This is a genomic window from Aeromonas sp. QDB11, from assembly GCF_027705265.1.
GTDB classification, from domain to species: domain Bacteria; phylum Pseudomonadota; class Gammaproteobacteria; order Enterobacterales; family Aeromonadaceae; genus Aeromonas; species Aeromonas allosaccharophila.
The window spans coordinates 18,870-33,146 of the sequence record NZ_JAPDBM010000001.1 but is presented as its reverse complement, the minus strand read 5'-3'; the positions used below and the strand labels follow the sequence as shown (position 1 = coordinate 33,146).

The window sequence follows — 14,277 nt, the reverse complement described above, 5'->3', positions numbered from 1 at the left end:
GGTTTTCCTCTGTTCCAGCCTTAGTGGGCCGCGCTCATGTCACTGGCATGTTTCTGGACATACTGGGTCAGCATGCGAGCCTGTTCCGGGGTCAGGGAGGTACGAGATTCCATCCCCTTGATGACGCCGATCCACTGGTTGGCATTGAAGTGATCCAGCGCGGTGAGGCCGTGGCAGCCGGTACAGTTGTTGGACATCAGGGTGGAGGCGTATTGCCACAGCTTGCCCTGATCGCCGATGAGCTGGGTCTGGTCGACCCAGGCGGTCAGCTTGACCTGATGCCAGGTGAGGTTGGTGGCGCTGTCGGTTTCGCTCTGGCCGGTGACCAGCGCTTTCTTGGCGGCATCGCCGACCAGTACGCTGAGGATCCGCTTGCCCGGTGCGGCGTAGAACACTTCGCTCACGCCATCCTGTTGCCAGCCTTCGATCTGCACCTTGGCGCGGCCGTTTTCGTTGGCCAGTACTTCCACTCTGGTGGAGGGCATCAGGGTGCCTTCGTCGGTCTTGGCGGCGGCATCGAGGAACAGCGGGGTGGTGGCGATGGCGTAACGGGTGGTGACGTTGGCCGGAGTCTGGGCCGCAGCCTGCGCCAGCTCGCTGGCACCAGCGGCAGCCAGGCCGCTCATGTCAGGCATGATGTGGGCGACACCGCGGTGGCAGTCGATACAGGTTTGTCCTTCCTTGATGGCGACAGGGTGCTCGGCACGGGCATTGGGGCGCTGGGCCAGAATGTCCATCGCCTCGTAGCTGTGGCAGCTGCGGCAGGTGGCGGAGTCGTTGGCCTTCAGTTCGTCCCAGACGGACTGGGCCATCCGCAGTTTGTGGGCTTCATATTTCTCAGGCGTGTCGAGCGTGCCGATCGCTTCGTGATAGATATCCTTCACGGCGCGCACCTTGGTCCACAGGTAGGAGGTAGGATTGCCCGGAATGTGGCAGTCGGCACACTCGGCGCGGATCCCCTTGGTGTTCTGGAAGTGGACGCTGCCCTGATACTCGGCGAGCGGAGTCTGCATGGAGTGGCAGGAGACGCAGAATTCGGTGGAGCTGGTCTTGTGCAGCACGGTCACGGTGATACCCAGTGCCGCGACACCCAGCAGGGCCCCGAGCAGCAGGAGCCAGAACCAGGTTTTTCTTATCAGTTTTCCAATCATGGCGGCGTTTTCCTACGGTCAATTTTTACCAACATAGTAGTAGTCCAATAGTAGTAGTAATGACAGGAATAAGGCGTTGACCTTCATCATGGTTTATATTTTTTGATGGTCGTCACATTTTGTCTTTTGTTTTGATATTGACTGTTGAGTGGAATTAAATTCAATTAATCGTCGATTGAGCAATTTATTCACTTTCCACGACAGCTGTTATCCCCCTCGCAAAACCCCACAGAATTCGTTGATATAGTGAACAGTGAGCCACAACGGAGTGTCGCCGATGAGCCCTTTCTCACTGCTGTGTGTCGCCGCCAACGTGCAGCTGCTGACCGAATTCGAACAGGAGCTGACCCCACTGCTCGGCCATTTTGCGCTGGTGGTGGTGGTCGGGCAGGAGTCGGCGGAGCTGGCCCTCGACGAGCTGGACCGCAAGGGGCAGCCGCCCGCCGTGGTGGTGTGTGACAGCGAGCTGGGGGATGGGCGAGGGGCCGATTTTTTGATCCGCCTCGGCAGCCGCCACGAGGCGTGCCGCAAGATCCTGTTGGGCAGCCAGCCGGAGATGAAATCGATCATCGAGGCGGTCAACCTCGGTCGTCTCGACTACTACCTGCAGCGCCCCTGGCGCGATGGCAGCCTGCGTCGGGCGGTGATCGAGCAGGCCAGCCACTTTGTGCTGCTCCAGCCCGAGGCTGATCTGCTGAGCTATGCCGCCGTGCTCGACAACCAGAAGTTGCTGCGGGTCCACGTCGATCGCCAGTTGGCGGCTTATCGGCAGGGTTTTATGGATTACACCCACTGCAGCGATGAAGAGCTATCGCGGGTGGTGATCGACGGCCTTTACCAGTTTTTCGATGGCAATGACGAGGCGCGGGTCTGCCGCCACTACAGTCCGGGCCATGTGCTGACCCGCGAGGGGGAGCCCAACAGCTTCCTCTGGTTTATCGCCAAGGGGGAGGTGGTGCTGCGCAAGCGGGACGAGCAGGGCATCGATCAGGAGGTGGTGCACTACCGCACCGGCTCGCTGGTGGGGGGCATGTCCTTCGTCACCGGCGAACCCGCCTTCACCACCGGGGTGACCCTGACTGGCGCCGAGGTGATCAAGCTCGACAAGCTGCAATTCTCCCGGGTGATGCAGGCGCGCAGCGAACTGCTCCCCTCCTTTACCAATCTGCTGCTGCGCCACTTCAACCGCCGCCTGCAAAACAGCATCCGTACCGAGATGCGGCTGCAACAGACTCTCAACTCCCTTGATGCCGCCTACGCCCAGCTGGTGGAGAGTGAAAAGATGGCGATGCTGGGTCAGCTGGTGGCCGGTGTCGCCCATGAGCTGAACAACCCGGTGGCGGCCATCATCCGTGGCAGCGAGACCCTGCGAGCTGCCATCCCCGATCTGGTCAATCTCGAACTGCCTGCTCCCATCAAGGGGCTGGGCAACCAGACCCTCTGTCAGGCGCTGACCGCCCAGCCGGTCTCGACCAGCGAGATCCGTGACAAGACCCGGCAGGCGGAGGGGCGCTTTGGCGATCGTCAGCAGGCACGGCTGGCGGTGCAGATGAATCTGGATGACGAGCTGAACTGGCAGCGCTGGTTTGCCAGCCGCACCGCCGCCGAGCGGGAGGCCCTGCTATCCCGGCTGGAGCTGTTCCAGCAGACCGGCAGCTTCCTGCGCAATATCGAGGTGTGTGCCCGTCGCATCGGCGATCTGGTCAAGAGCCTCAAGCAGTATGCGCGGCAGGATCGGCTCGAACCCTCGCTGGTGGACCTGCACGAGGGGCTGGAAGATACCCTGATGATTTTCGAAAACCGCCTCAAGCACCATGAGATCTGCAAGGAGTATCAACCGCTGCCGCTGGTACGCTGTCACCCCATCGCCCTGCAACAGGTGTGGACCAACCTGATCGCCAACAGTCTGGATGCCATGAGCGGCCCGGGGCGACTCACCATTCGCACCGGATTGCTGGATCCCGAGTGGGCCATGGTGGAGATCGAGGATAGCGGCTGCGGCATTGAGCCCGAACTGTGGCAGCGGATCTTCGATCTCAACTTCACCACCAAGCGGGAGGGCCATTTCGGTCTCGGCATTGGCCTGAGCGTTTCGCTGCAGATAGTTCAGCAGCATCATGGCCGGATCGAGGTGGCCTCCGAGCCGGGCCGCTATACCCGGATGCGGGTCTGTTTGCCGCTGGACGGCATGGGGCAGGCCGGTTACGGGGGCGAGCCTCACCACAACAAGGAGCATGCGGCCTGAGCCGTCGCCAGCATCAATCGCGCGGCGTGCCAAACCATGTCGCCAAGGAGGAGCAATGAACAAACACTATCTAATCCTGTGTGTGGACGATGAGCGGGAGGTACTGGATGCGGTGATCCACGATCTCGCCCCGTTCCGTTCCCACTTCGAGCTGGAGGCGGCCGAGAGCGTCGATGAGGCGCGAGCGGTGGTGGAGGAGTGGGAGAGCGACGGCAACAAGCTGGCGCTGATCCTCTGTGACCACATCATGCCGGGAACCCTGGGGGTCGATTTTCTGGTGGAGCTGAACCGGCGTGCCACCACCCGTGCCAGTCGCAAATTGCTGTTGACCGGGCAAGCGGGGCTGGAGGCCACCGTCGAGGCGGTCAATCGTGGCGGACTGCACTACTACCTTGCCAAGCCGTGGAAGCTGGAGACCCTGCAAGAGGCGGTGCGCGAACAGCTGACCGACTACCTGCTGGCGGAAGATGGCGAAAATGCCTTCCACTATGCGCCGCTGCTCAATCAGGCGCGGCTGTTTGCCGCCATCCACGATCACCCGTTCGACGAATAGGGGCTGTTGGGCTTTCGCGGTGGCAGTTGTATACTGTCTGCATATACAGCATTGCAGGTAGCCACCGATGCGACTCTTTATCGCCGAGAAGCCCACGCTGGGCCGCGCCATTGCCGATGCCCTGCCCAAGCCCCACAAGAAGGGCGACGGTTTTATCGAAACAGCCCAGGGGGATGTGGTCACCTGGTGCATCGGCCATCTGCTGGAGCAGGCCGAGCCCGATGCCTATGACGCCGCCTTCAAGCAGTGGCGGATGGAGCACCTCCCCATCATCCCCGCCCAGTGGCAGCTGGTGGCCAAGCCCAAGACCAAAACCCAGCTCACCGTCATCAAGCGGCTGATCAAGCAGGCGGACTGCGTGGTCAACGCCGGTGACCCGGACAGGGAAGGGCAACTGCTGGTGGATGAGGTGATCGACTTTCTCGGCTACCCGAAAACCAAGCCGGTGCAGCGTTGTCTTATCAGCGATCTCAACCCGCCTGCGGTGCGCCGCGCCCTCGACAAGCTGCGGGACAACAAGGAGTTCGTGCCGCTGGCGGTCTCCGCACTGGCCCGCAGTCGGGCCGACTGGCTCTATGGGATTAACATGACCCGTGCCTATACCTTGCTCGGGCGCAAGGCCGGTTGCAGCGAGCTGCTCTCGGTCGGTCGGGTGCAGACCCCGCTGCTCGGGTTGGTGGTGCGGCGGGATCTCGAAATCGAGGCTTTTGTCCCCAAACCCTTCTACGAGGTGCTGGCCCATCTGCTGACCGACGGCAATGAACGTTTCACCGCCAAGTGGCTGCCATCGGAAGCCTGCCTGCCGTGGCAGGACGAGGAGGGGCGGGTGCTCAACCGGGCGCTGGCCGACAAGGTGGTGAGCCGGATCAACGGCCAACCCGCACAGGTCGAATCGGTGGAGGAGCAGGCCCGCAAGCAGGCGGCACCGCTGCCCTATAACCTCTCCAGCTTGCAGATCGATGCCGCCAAGCGGTTCGGCATGGATGCCAAACGGGTGCTCGACATCTGCCAGAGTCTCTACGAGCGCCACAAGCTCATCACCTATCCGCGCTCCGACAGCCGCTATCTGCCGACCGACCACTTCAAGCGGGCCGAGCAGGTGCGCGGCGCCATCGCCGCCACAGCGCCCACGCTGGCCAAGGCGGTTAGCGAGGCGGATGGCAAGATCCGCAGCAAGGCGTGGAACGACAGCAAGGTGGATGCCCACCACGCCATCATCCCCACCGAGAAGCAGGGCAACCCCGCCACGCTGGGGGCCGACGAGGCGAAGCTCTATGGCCTGATTGCCCGCCAGTACCTGCTGCAGTTTTATCCTCCGTTCGAATACAACGACAGCAAGGTGCTGCTGCGCATCGCCGGTGGCCTGTTTCAGGCCAAGGCGCGCCGCATTCTGAAAGCGGGCTGGAAGGCGCTGCTCGGGGTGGAGGAGGATGACGACGAAGAGAAGGCGGGCACCCTGCCGGCTTTGAAAGAGGGAGAGCAACTGTTGTGCGAGCGGGGCGAACTGCTGGAGAAGATGACCCAGCCGCCCAAGTCATTTACCGATGCCACCCTGCTGGCGGCCATGACCGGCATCGCCCGCTATGTGCAAGATCCCGAGATCCGCAAAACTCTGCGCGACACCGATGGCCTCGGCACCGAGGCGACCCGGGCGGGCATCATCGATCTGCTGTTCAAGCGCCGCTTTTTGGTGCGCCAAGGCAAGAGCATCAAGGCGACCCCGACCGGACGGGCGCTGGTGCAGGCGCTGCCCGCCACCGCCACCACGCCGGATATGACGGCGCTGTGGGAGCAGAGCCTCGGCCAGATCGCCGAGCGTCACGGCAGCTACCAGCAGTTTATGGGGCCGCTCACCGAGCAGCTCAACGGCCTGATTGAGGGGGCACGGCAGGACTCCGGCGCCAGCTTCAGCGCCCTGCCGAAGGAGGCGCCGGGTGCCAGCAAGCGGCGTTTTACCAAGCGCAAGAGTCCGGCGGCCAGCGGCGCTGGTGCCGCTCCTCGCAAGAGTACGGGCAAGCGCACAGCCAGAAGCAAGGTGGCTTGACCGTGTGAGGGACGTTGCTGGCTGATGTGCCAAAGCCGCCAGCGGAAAAGAGAGAGGGGCCATGTGCCCCTCTCTCTTTTTTATCGCGGTAATGGCAGGGCACCACTTAGCCGGTGTAGACGTTTTCTTCCGGATAACGGATGCGGGTCTCGACCGGGCGGGCCAGCATAAAGGCCAGAGTGAGGGGACCGAGACGGCCGCAGATCATCACCAGCACCAGGATCAGCTTGCCCGGCTCGCTCAGGGAGGCGGTGATGCCGGTAGAGAGGCCGACGGTGGCAAATGCCGAGATGGTCTCGAACATGATTTTGTCGAATGGCAGATCCTCGGTCACCATCAGCAGGAACATCGCCAGCATCAGCACCATGGTGCTGACGATGATGATGGCCAGCGATCGGGTCACTATCTGGGGCGACAGGGTGCGGCCAAAAGCGGTGACATGGGGCCGTTTGGTCAGAAACGCCTTGGTCGCCAGCAGCACCACTGCGAAGGTGGTCACCTTGATACCGCCACCGGTCGAGGTCGCACCGGCACCGATAAACATCAGCATCATCAGAAACAGCAGCGCCGCCGGGGTCATCAGCCCGATATCGATGGTATTGAAACCGGCGGTACGGGCACTGGCAGAGTGGAAGAAGGCCGCCAGCAGCTGGCCACTGATACCTGCCTTGCCGAGGGTGCCCGGGTTGTTGTGCTCCAGCAGCCAGAACATCAGGGTACCGGCCAGCAGCAGCGCCGGGGTCATCAGCAGCATCAGCTTGCTGTGCAGCTTCAGCTTGCGCCAGCGGCGGTTACGCACCAGATCGACGATGACGGTAAAGCCGATCCCCCCGAGGATCAGCAGACCGGCGATGGTCAGGCTGATGATGGGGTCGTCTCGATAGTCCATAAGATTGTTGGCAAACAGCGAGAAGCCGGCGTTGTTGAAGGCCGAGACCGCGTGGAAGAAGCTGACATAGAGGCCGTGCACCCACCCCATCTCGGGCACCCAGCGGATAGCCATGATGCCGGTGCCGATCAACTGGGCAATAAAGGCGAACAGCACAATGCGTTTGACCAGCTGGATGATGTTGACCGAGCCCTCCTGTCCCAGCGCCTCCTTGGCCAGTACCTGTTGGCGCAGACCGACCCGCTTGCTGAAGATGGCGATCAGCAGCAGGGTCATGGTCATCTGGCCCAGTCCGCCGATCTCCATCAGCATCAGCAGGAAAATCTGCCCCTGCAGGGTGAAGGCACTGCCGGTGTCCACCACGCCAAGCCCCGTCACGCTGATGGCCGAGGTGGCGGTGAACAGGGCGTTGACGAAGGTGACCTCGCCATTGTGGCTGGAGGGTTGCACCAGAAAGATGGTGCCAACCAGCAGGATGAACAGGAAGCTGCCGAGGATCAGCCTTGCCTCGCTCCAGCGGGAGTCCTGCTCCCGATGCAGCGCAAAGGCGTAGCTGCTGCGCCAGTTGATCATAGGGTTTCGAGCCAGTGGTCGATGGCGTGCTTGTTGCCCGCGAGGATCAGGATGTCGCCAAGTTGCAGCTCCATCTTGCCGGTCAGCACGTTGTGCAGCACTTCACCGCGCTTGATGGCGAGCAACTGGAAATCGCTCTGTTGCAGCAGATGAAGGTCCCCGAGCGCCTTGCCATTTTGCGGCAGGCCGATGACAAACTCGGTCAGCACCATGTTGTGGCCCAGTTCCAGATAGTCGAACAGCCGGTTGTCCAGCATGCTTTGGGCGACCCGGCGGCCCATGTCCCACTCCGGGTTGATCACCTTGTCGGCGCCCACTTTCTGCAGGATCTTGGCGTGGAACTTGTCACGCGCCTTGACCCACACCTTCTTCACGCCCGCCTCTTTCAGGACGAGGGTGGTGAGGATACTGGTCTCCAGGTTATCGCCGATGGCGACGAAGACGATATCGAAATTGGCCAGCCCCAGTTCGGCGACTGTGGCCTCATCGGTGGCATCAGCGACGATGACGTGATTGCAGAGAGCGGCGATTTGGCGGGTCTTGCTCTCGTCAATATCGATGGCCAGCACTTCGGCATCTTGCCGTTGCAGCTCTTCACATAGCGCGCTGCCAAACAGGCCAAGGCCGATGACGGCAAACTGGTTATTCATGAGTTGTTCCTCAACAGTTGAAGCCGTCTACTGTAAACCACTGTTATTGCCCCGAAAAGGGCTCGGGTTTTTCGTCATGGGGTAACTTGAGGTAGACTGCGTCCTTGCACCAAGCCGGGATAGACCGATGAAACTGAATGCCAACGCCTCCTTGTTGAAGCTCAACACCCTTGCCCTCGATGCTTATTGCCTCTGGCTGGCCGAGGTGGAGCAGGTTGCCGATCTGGCGACCCTGCGTGCCGATCCGCAGCTCAACCAGCTGCCGCGCCTCAATCTGGGCGGCGGCAGCAACATGCTCTTCACCACCGATTTTCTCGGTCTGGTGGTGCTCAACCGGCTCAAGGGGATTGCCGCTGAAGATGGTGGCGATCACTGGTTGCTGCATGTGGCGGCGGGTGAGGATTGGCATCAGCTGGTACGCCACTGCCTGCAGCAGGGCTGGTATGGGCTGGAGAATCTGGCGCTGATCCCCGGTACGGTCGGTGCGGCGCCGGTGCAGAACATCGGTGCCTACGGGGTCGAGCTGGCTGACTTCTGCGCCTATGTCGAGGCGTTCAACTGGCAGAGTGGCGAGATTGAGCGGATCGCGGCGGCAGAGTGCCGCTTCGGTTATCGCGACAGCATCTTCAAGCACGAGTATCAGGATTCCCATCTGATCACCGCAGTCGGGCTCAAACTGCCCAAGGCGTGGCAGCCGGTGCTGGGCTATGGCCCGCTGGCGGCGCTCGGTGACACGCCTTCTGCGCAGGCCATCTTCGATACCGTCTGTGCCACCCGCATGGCCAAACTGCCGGATCCCGCCGTGCTCGGCAATGCGGGCAGTTTCTTCAAGAATCCGGTGGTGCCTGCGGCGCTGGCGGAGAATCTCAAGGCGCGCTATCCGCAGATGCCCTGCTATCCGGCCGGAGAAGGGCAGGCCAAGCTGGCGGCGGGCTGGCTCATCGATCAGTGCGGCCTGAAAGGCTTCGCCATCGGCCGCGCCGCCGTTCATCAGGAGCAGGCGCTGGTGCTGGTCAATCTGGGGGGCGCCAGCGCCATGGAGCTGATCGCGCTGGCGGCCCATGTCCGTGATAGCGTGGAACAAAAGTTTGGCGTGGTACTGGAGCACGAGGTGCGCTTTATGGGCGCGCACGGTGAAACCTGGCTCGACGAGGTGCTCTCATGACGTTGACTCCCATCAGACAGACCCTGATCACTCTGCTCAGCGACGGCCAGTTTCACTCCGGCGAACAGCTGGGCGAGCAGCTGGGCATCAGCCGGGCGGCGGTGAGCAAACACATGGCGGCGCTCAAGGAGCTGGGGTTGGATCTGTTCAGCCTGACCGGCAAGGGCTATCGGCTGGCGGTGCCGATGGCGCTTTATGATCAGGCCACCTTGCAAGCGCTGGCTCCGATGGCGCCGGTGCACTGTTTTCCGGTCATTGGCTCGACCAACCAGTTTCTGCTGGATCGGGTCAATGAGCTGCGCTCCGGCGAGAGTTGTCTGGCCGAGTGCCAGACAGCCGGGCGCGGTCGCCGTGGCAAACCCTGGATTTCGCCGTTCGGTTGCCAGCTGATCCTCAGCATGTACTGGCGACTCGAACAAGGCATGGCGGCAGCCATGGGGCTGAGTCTGGCGGTCGGTGTTGCTGTGGTCGAGGCGCTGGAATCCCTTGGCTATCAGGGCGTCGAGCTCAAGTGGCCGAACGACCTCTACTATCAGGGCCGCAAGCTGGCGGGGATACTGGTGGAGATGAGCGGTAGTGCCGGCGCCAGCTGTCATCTGGTGATCGGCATCGGTCTCAATCTGGCAATGCCTGCCCGCGAAGGGGAGAAGATCGATCAGGCCTGGGCCGAGCTGCGCCACATCAATCCGGAACTGGTGGATCGCAATCAGCTGGCGGCCCGAATGCTCGTCCATCTGCAGCAGGCGCTGCACACCTTTGAGCAGCATGGGTTGGCAAGCTTTGTCGATGACTGGAACCGGCTCGATCACTTTGCCGGTCGCCCGGTGCGTCTGTTGATGGGAGATCAGGAGATCCGCGGCATCGCCCGTGGCATCGATGATCGCGGCGCCCTGCGACTGGAGACGGGTGAAGGGGTCAAATTCTATCTGGGGGGCGAGCTCTCCCTGCGCCGGGGCGACTGAGGGACAGCAAGGCCGCTGATGATGCCAAATAGAAGAGGGAGCCTGCGGGCCCCCTCTTCGTTATCCGGCAACCGCTGTCATCATTTGCGCAGCTTGATCTGCTCGATGGCGTGCTCATGGCCCTTGGTCATGATCAGGTTGGCACGCTCACGAGTTGGCAGGATATTTTCCTGCAAATTCAGATAGTTGATATCTTGCCAGATATTGCTGGCAATCCGGGTCGCCTCACTCTCCGCCAGTTTGGCGTAGTTATGGAAGTAGGAGTCGGGATCCGAGAAGGCACCGCTTCTGAACTTGAGGAAGCGTTCGATATACCAGGTGCGCAGCAGTTCGGCATCGGCATCCACATAGATGGAGAAGTCGACGAAGTCCGACACGAAGACCCGATGGGGCTCCTGGGGGTAGTCCATGCCGCTTTGCAGCACATTGAGTCCTTCCAGGATCAGGATGTCCGGCTGCTCCACCACCTTCTTCTCATCGGGAATGATGTCGTAGATAAGGTGGGAGTAGACCGGTGCTTCTACCTTCTCGTGGCCGGCGCGGATATTGGCGACAAACTCCACCAGATGGCGGATGTCGTAGGATTCCGGGAACCCCTTGCGGCGCATCAGGCCGCGCTCTTCCAGTACCTTGTTGGGATAGAGGAAGCCGTCGGTGGTGACCAGCTCTACCCGCGGATGTTCCGGCCAGCGCTCCAGCAGCGCCTGCAGAATACGGGCCGTGGTGCTTTTGCCCCCCGCCACGCTGCCGGCAATGCTGATGATATAGGTACCCTTGCCGCGGGACTGGCCGAGGAACTGCTCCAGTACCCGGCTGCGACGCTGCTTGGCTTTGACATAGAGATTGAGCAGGCGGGAGAGGGGCAGGTAGATCTCTTCCACTTCCCGCAATGACACCTTCTCGTTGATCCCGCGCAGGGTCTGCAGATCGTGTTCGGTCAGGGTCAGGGGGACCGAATCGCGCAATAACGCCCATTGATCGCGGGTGAATTGCAGATAGGGGTTATGCTCTGTCGTCATGGTGTCATCACTGTTTCTTGGGCACGGCGACCATACACCAAGGGGGGGGGAGCGACAAGGGACGCAGCAGGATTGGCTTGTTTGCCCCCGCTTTTTTGCAAACTTCCCGGCAATAAAGCATATTTTGCCGGGTTCAATGGTTGCATCCCCCAAAACCTTACAATAAAATGCGCGACGCTTGACTGTCTGTCGTCTATTTGCCGTGCAAAAGCGATAAAAACAACGGGTGCAAGCAGAATTACCGTTGTGACAATCTGGCATCTGGAGGGGTTCCCGAGCGGCCAAAGGGATCAGACTGTAAATCTGACGGCTCTGCCTTCGAAGGTTCGAATCCTTCTCCCTCCACCATATTTCTCTGCGGTTTGAGTTCTTTGGGTTAGAGAAATGCGGGCATCGTATAATGGCTATTACCTCAGCCTTCCAAGCTGATGATGCGGGTTCGATTCCCGCTGCCCGCTCCAAGATGCTGATATGGCTCAAGCGATACCAAGAGCTACACCCTCGGGTGAGGTCGGCAGTCGAATCTGCCTGTCAGCACCAGCCTCTCTTCCCCACCAGATTCAAATCCATCATATAAACTGTTCTGTGGTTAGCTTGCCACCGCGTACTCAGCGTTAGTTTAGAGGGACGATCATGTCTAAAGAAAAATTTGAGCGTAATAAACCGCACGTTAACGTGGGTACCATCGGCCACGTTGACCACGGTAAAACCACCCTGACTGCAGCTATCACCAACGTGCTGGCCAAGCACTTCGGTGGTAAAGCTTTCGCCTTCGACCAGATCGACAAGGCACCAGAAGAGCGTGAGCGTGGTATCACCATCAACACCTCCCACGTAGAATACGACACCGCTACCCGTCACTACGCACACGTAGATTGCCCGGGTCACGCCGACTACGTTAAAAACATGATCACCGGTGCTGCCCAGATGGACGGCGCGATCCTGGTAGTAGCAGCGACTGACGGCCCGATGCCGCAGACTCGTGAGCACATCCTGCTGGGTCGTCAGGTTGGTATTCCGTACATGATCGTGTTCATGAACAAGTGTGACATGGTAGATGACGAAGAGCTGCTCGAACTGGTCGAGATGGAAGTTCGTGAACTGCTGACCGAATATGACTTCCCGGGTGATGACCTGCCGGTAGTCCGTGGTTCCGCGCTGAAAGCGCTGGAAGGCGACGCTGCATGGGAAGAGAAGATCATCGAGCTGGCTCACCACCTGGATACCTACATCCCGGAGCCGGAGCGCGCAATTGACCTGCCGTTCCTGATGCCTATCGAAGACGTATTCTCTATCGCTGGCCGTGGTACCGTAGTTACCGGTCGTGTAGAGCGCGGTATCGTTAAAGTGGGTGAGACTGTAGAAATCGTTGGTATCAAAGATACCGTTTCTACCACCTGTACCGGTGTTGAAATGTTCCGCAAACTGCTGGACGAAGGTCGTGCAGGCGAGAACATCGGCGCACTGCTGCGTGGCGTGAAGCGTGAAGACGTAGAGCGTGGTCAGGTCCTGGCCAAGCCGGGTTCAATCAAGCCGCACACCAAGTTTGAATCTGAAGTGTACGTCCTGTCCAAAGAAGAAGGTGGTCGTCATACCCCGTTCTTCAAGGGCTACCGTCCGCAGTTCTACTTCCGTACTACCGACGTGACCGGTACCATCGAACTGCCGGAAGGCGTTGAAATGGTAATGCCAGGCGACAACATCAAAATGGTTGTTACCCTGATTGCGCCGATCGCAATGGATGACGGCCTGCGTTTCGCTATCCGTGAAGGTGGCCGTACCGTAGGTGCCGGTGTTGTAGCTAGCGTAATCGCTTAATCTTTGGCTTACATAAATAAAGCAAAGCCCCTATAATAGGGGCTTTCTTGTGTAGGGGCGTAGTTCGAATTGGTAGAACAGCGGTCTCCAAAACCGATGGTTGCGGGTTCGAGTCCTGCCGCCCCTGCCATATACCTCGTCTCGTACGGGGCTTTTGTGTCTTTGGTTACGTCAGATACAGGTGGGTTGTATGAGTGTTAGTTCTGAGAGCCAGGGCGGAAGCAAGGATACCCTGCTTTGGGGCCTGGTTTTCATTATCCTGGCGGCCGCTGTAGTGGGTAATTACCTGCTCAACGATGTTGTCGCTGCCGTCCGCGCCCTGGGTGTGGTCGTTGTCATTGCTGCTGCCGGTGCAGTAGCCCTGCAAACCACCAAGGGAAAGGCAACACTGGCATTTGCCCGTGAGTCTCGCCTGGAAGTCCGCAAGGTCGTATGGCCGACCCGTCAGGAAGCCATTCAGACAACCCTGATTGTGCTGGCGGTGACCGCCGTGATGGGGCTGCTGCTGTTCGTTCTGGACGGTGCCTTGGTCTGGTTGGTCAACCTGATTACCGGTGTGTAAGGATAAGCCATGACTGAACAACGTGAACAACGTATGAGATGGTATGTCGTGCAGGCTTTTTCCGGCTATGAAGGCCGTGTAGCCAAGTCCCTGCGCGAACATATCAAGATGCATGGCATGGAAGACATGTTCGGTGAAGTACTGGTCCCGACCGAAGAAGTGGTCGAGATGCGTGCTGGCCAGAAGCGCAAGAGTGAGCGCAAGTTTTTCCCGGGTTATGTCCTGGTCCAGATGATGATGGATGAAACTACATGGCACCTGGTGCGTAACGTACCGCGCGTAATGGGCTTCATCGGCGGTACTTCCGACCGTCCGGCACCGATCTCCGACAAAGAGGCCGATGCCATCCTGAACCGTCTGCAGGATGCCCACGACAAGCCGCGTCCGAAAACCCTGTTTGAACCGGGTGAAATGGTGCGGGTTGCTGATGGTCCGTTTGCCGACTTCAACGGTACCGTTGAAGAGGTCGATTATGAGAAGAGCCGCGTGAAGGTCTCTGTACTGATCTTCGGTCGTTCTACTCCTGTTGAACTGGATTTTGGTCAGGTCGAAAAGGGCTGATTGAATTCTGTACGTTTAACGGTTGTCAGGGGCAGCGATTATCTCTATAATTCGCTGCCCCTTTATTAGTTGGGGAGCCGTTTGC

At 60.0% G+C, this 14,277-nt stretch carries 12 protein-coding genes and 3 tRNA genes; 11 read left to right on the top strand and 4 right to left on the bottom strand.

Annotated features, from left to right (window positions below):
• Positions 1-20: 20 nt before the first annotated feature.
• Positions 21-1,151: a NapC/NirT family cytochrome c gene (locus tag OKC40_RS00160; RefSeq protein ID WP_270793787.1), complete on the bottom strand. Its 1,131-nt coding sequence runs from the start codon at positions 1,149-1,151 to the stop codon at positions 21-23.
• Between the two features lie 277 nt (positions 1,152-1,428).
• Here OKC40_RS00160 and OKC40_RS00155 point away from each other — a divergent pair, with 277 nt between their 5' ends.
• The 3 genes from OKC40_RS00155 (at position 1,429) to OKC40_RS00145 (ending at position 5,993) form a co-directional block, all read left to right on the top strand.
• The gene (locus OKC40_RS00155; protein ID WP_270793786.1) at positions 1,429-3,396 is read left to right on the top strand and encodes an ATP-binding protein; all 1,968 of its coding nucleotides are present in this window, start codon (positions 1,429-1,431) and stop codon (positions 3,394-3,396) included.
• A gap of 55 nt (positions 3,397-3,451) precedes the next feature.
• Positions 3,452-3,949 (top strand): response regulator, encoded by a 498-nt coding sequence (locus OKC40_RS00150; protein ID WP_013724182.1) that lies wholly within the window; start codon positions 3,452-3,454, stop codon positions 3,947-3,949.
• Between the two features lie 67 nt (positions 3,950-4,016).
• Positions 4,017-5,993 carry a DNA topoisomerase III gene (locus OKC40_RS00145; protein WP_270793785.1) on the top strand — a complete coding sequence of 659 codons (1,977 nt, stop codon included), beginning with the start codon at positions 4,017-4,019 and terminating at the stop codon, positions 5,991-5,993.
• A 106-nt stretch (positions 5,994-6,099) separates the two neighbouring features.
• Here the strand turns inward: OKC40_RS00145 and OKC40_RS00140 are convergent, their stop codons facing one another.
• A complete protein-coding gene (locus tag OKC40_RS00140) occupies positions 6,100-7,455 on the bottom strand; it encodes a TrkH family potassium uptake protein (protein WP_270793784.1) in 1,356 nt (451 codons plus the stop codon).
• On the bottom strand, positions 7,452-8,105 hold the full coding sequence (locus OKC40_RS00135) for a potassium channel family protein (protein WP_042657286.1): 654 nt from the start codon (positions 8,103-8,105) through the stop codon (positions 7,452-7,454). The genes OKC40_RS00140 and OKC40_RS00135 overlap by 4 nt, the downstream gene beginning before the upstream one ends.
• Before the next feature lie 127 nt (positions 8,106-8,232).
• Here OKC40_RS00135 and murB point away from each other — a divergent pair, with 127 nt between their 5' ends.
• Both murB and birA read left to right on the top strand, forming a co-directional pair.
• The gene (gene murB, locus OKC40_RS00130) at positions 8,233-9,270 is read left to right on the top strand and encodes a UDP-N-acetylmuramate dehydrogenase (protein ID WP_270793783.1); all 1,038 of its coding nucleotides are present in this window, start codon (positions 8,233-8,235) and stop codon (positions 9,268-9,270) included.
• Positions 9,267-10,232 carry a bifunctional biotin--[acetyl-CoA-carboxylase] ligase/biotin operon repressor BirA gene (gene birA / locus OKC40_RS00125; protein ID WP_270793782.1) on the top strand — a complete coding sequence of 322 codons (966 nt, stop codon included), beginning with the start codon at positions 9,267-9,269 and terminating at the stop codon, positions 10,230-10,232. Before murB ends, birA begins: the two co-directional genes overlap by 4 nt.
• A gap of 80 nt (positions 10,233-10,312) precedes the next feature.
• Here birA and coaA read toward each other — a convergent pair whose 3' ends face one another.
• Positions 10,313-11,251, bottom strand: coding sequence for a type I pantothenate kinase (gene coaA, locus OKC40_RS00120; RefSeq protein ID WP_042063823.1), 939 nt, complete (start codon positions 11,249-11,251; stop codon positions 10,313-10,315).
• 263 nt (positions 11,252-11,514) lie between these two features.
• Between coaA and OKC40_RS00115 the strand changes: the two genes are divergently transcribed.
• From OKC40_RS00115 to nusG, 6 genes are all read left to right on the top strand, one after another.
• Positions 11,515-11,599: transfer RNA gene (locus OKC40_RS00115), tRNA-Tyr, on the top strand.
• Between the two features lie 38 nt (positions 11,600-11,637).
• Positions 11,638-11,712, top strand: a tRNA-Gly gene (locus tag OKC40_RS00110).
• A 172-nt stretch (positions 11,713-11,884) separates the two neighbouring features.
• The gene (tuf, locus tag OKC40_RS00105) at positions 11,885-13,069 is read left to right on the top strand and encodes an elongation factor Tu (protein ID WP_042657281.1); all 1,185 of its coding nucleotides are present in this window, start codon (positions 11,885-11,887) and stop codon (positions 13,067-13,069) included.
• A 53-nt stretch (positions 13,070-13,122) separates the two neighbouring features.
• Positions 13,123-13,199 (top strand) — tRNA-Trp (locus OKC40_RS00100).
• Between the two features lie 60 nt (positions 13,200-13,259).
• Entirely contained in the window at positions 13,260-13,631 is a 372-nt protein-coding gene (gene secE / locus OKC40_RS00095; protein ID WP_005306322.1) for a preprotein translocase subunit SecE, read from the top strand.
• Between the two features lie 9 nt (positions 13,632-13,640).
• Complete coding sequence (gene nusG / locus OKC40_RS00090; RefSeq protein ID WP_042058251.1) at positions 13,641-14,192, top strand: transcription termination/antitermination protein NusG; 552 nt, start codon at positions 13,641-13,643, stop codon at positions 14,190-14,192.
• The last annotated feature ends 85 nt before the right edge of the window (positions 14,193-14,277 follow it).

Bases quoted from the DNA above. Each gene is read 5' to 3' on its own strand.
- OKC40_RS00160 (WP_270793787.1), bottom strand. From the start codon at position 1,151: ATGATTGGAAAACTGATAAGAAAAACCTGGTTCTGGCTCCTGCTGCTC.
- OKC40_RS00155 (WP_270793786.1), top strand. From the start codon at position 1,429: ATGAGCCCTTTCTCACTGCTGTGTGTCGCCGCCAACGTGCAGCTGCTG.
- OKC40_RS00150 (WP_013724182.1), top strand. From the start codon at position 3,452: ATGAACAAACACTATCTAATCCTGTGTGTGGACGATGAGCGGGAGGTA.
- OKC40_RS00145 (WP_270793785.1), top strand. From the start codon at position 4,017: ATGCGACTCTTTATCGCCGAGAAGCCCACGCTGGGCCGCGCCATTGCC.
- OKC40_RS00140 (WP_270793784.1), bottom strand. From the start codon at position 7,455: ATGATCAACTGGCGCAGCAGCTACGCCTTTGCGCTGCATCGGGAGCAG.
- OKC40_RS00135 (WP_042657286.1), bottom strand. From the start codon at position 8,105: ATGAATAACCAGTTTGCCGTCATCGGCCTTGGCCTGTTTGGCAGCGCG.
- murB (WP_270793783.1), top strand. From the start codon at position 8,233: ATGAAACTGAATGCCAACGCCTCCTTGTTGAAGCTCAACACCCTTGCC.
- birA (WP_270793782.1), top strand. From the start codon at position 9,267: ATGACGTTGACTCCCATCAGACAGACCCTGATCACTCTGCTCAGCGAC.
- coaA (WP_042063823.1), bottom strand. From the start codon at position 11,251: ATGACGACAGAGCATAACCCCTATCTGCAATTCACCCGCGATCAATGG.
- tuf (WP_042657281.1), top strand. From the start codon at position 11,885: ATGTCTAAAGAAAAATTTGAGCGTAATAAACCGCACGTTAACGTGGGT.
- secE (WP_005306322.1), top strand. From the start codon at position 13,260: ATGAGTGTTAGTTCTGAGAGCCAGGGCGGAAGCAAGGATACCCTGCTT.
- nusG (WP_042058251.1), top strand. From the start codon at position 13,641: ATGACTGAACAACGTGAACAACGTATGAGATGGTATGTCGTGCAGGCT.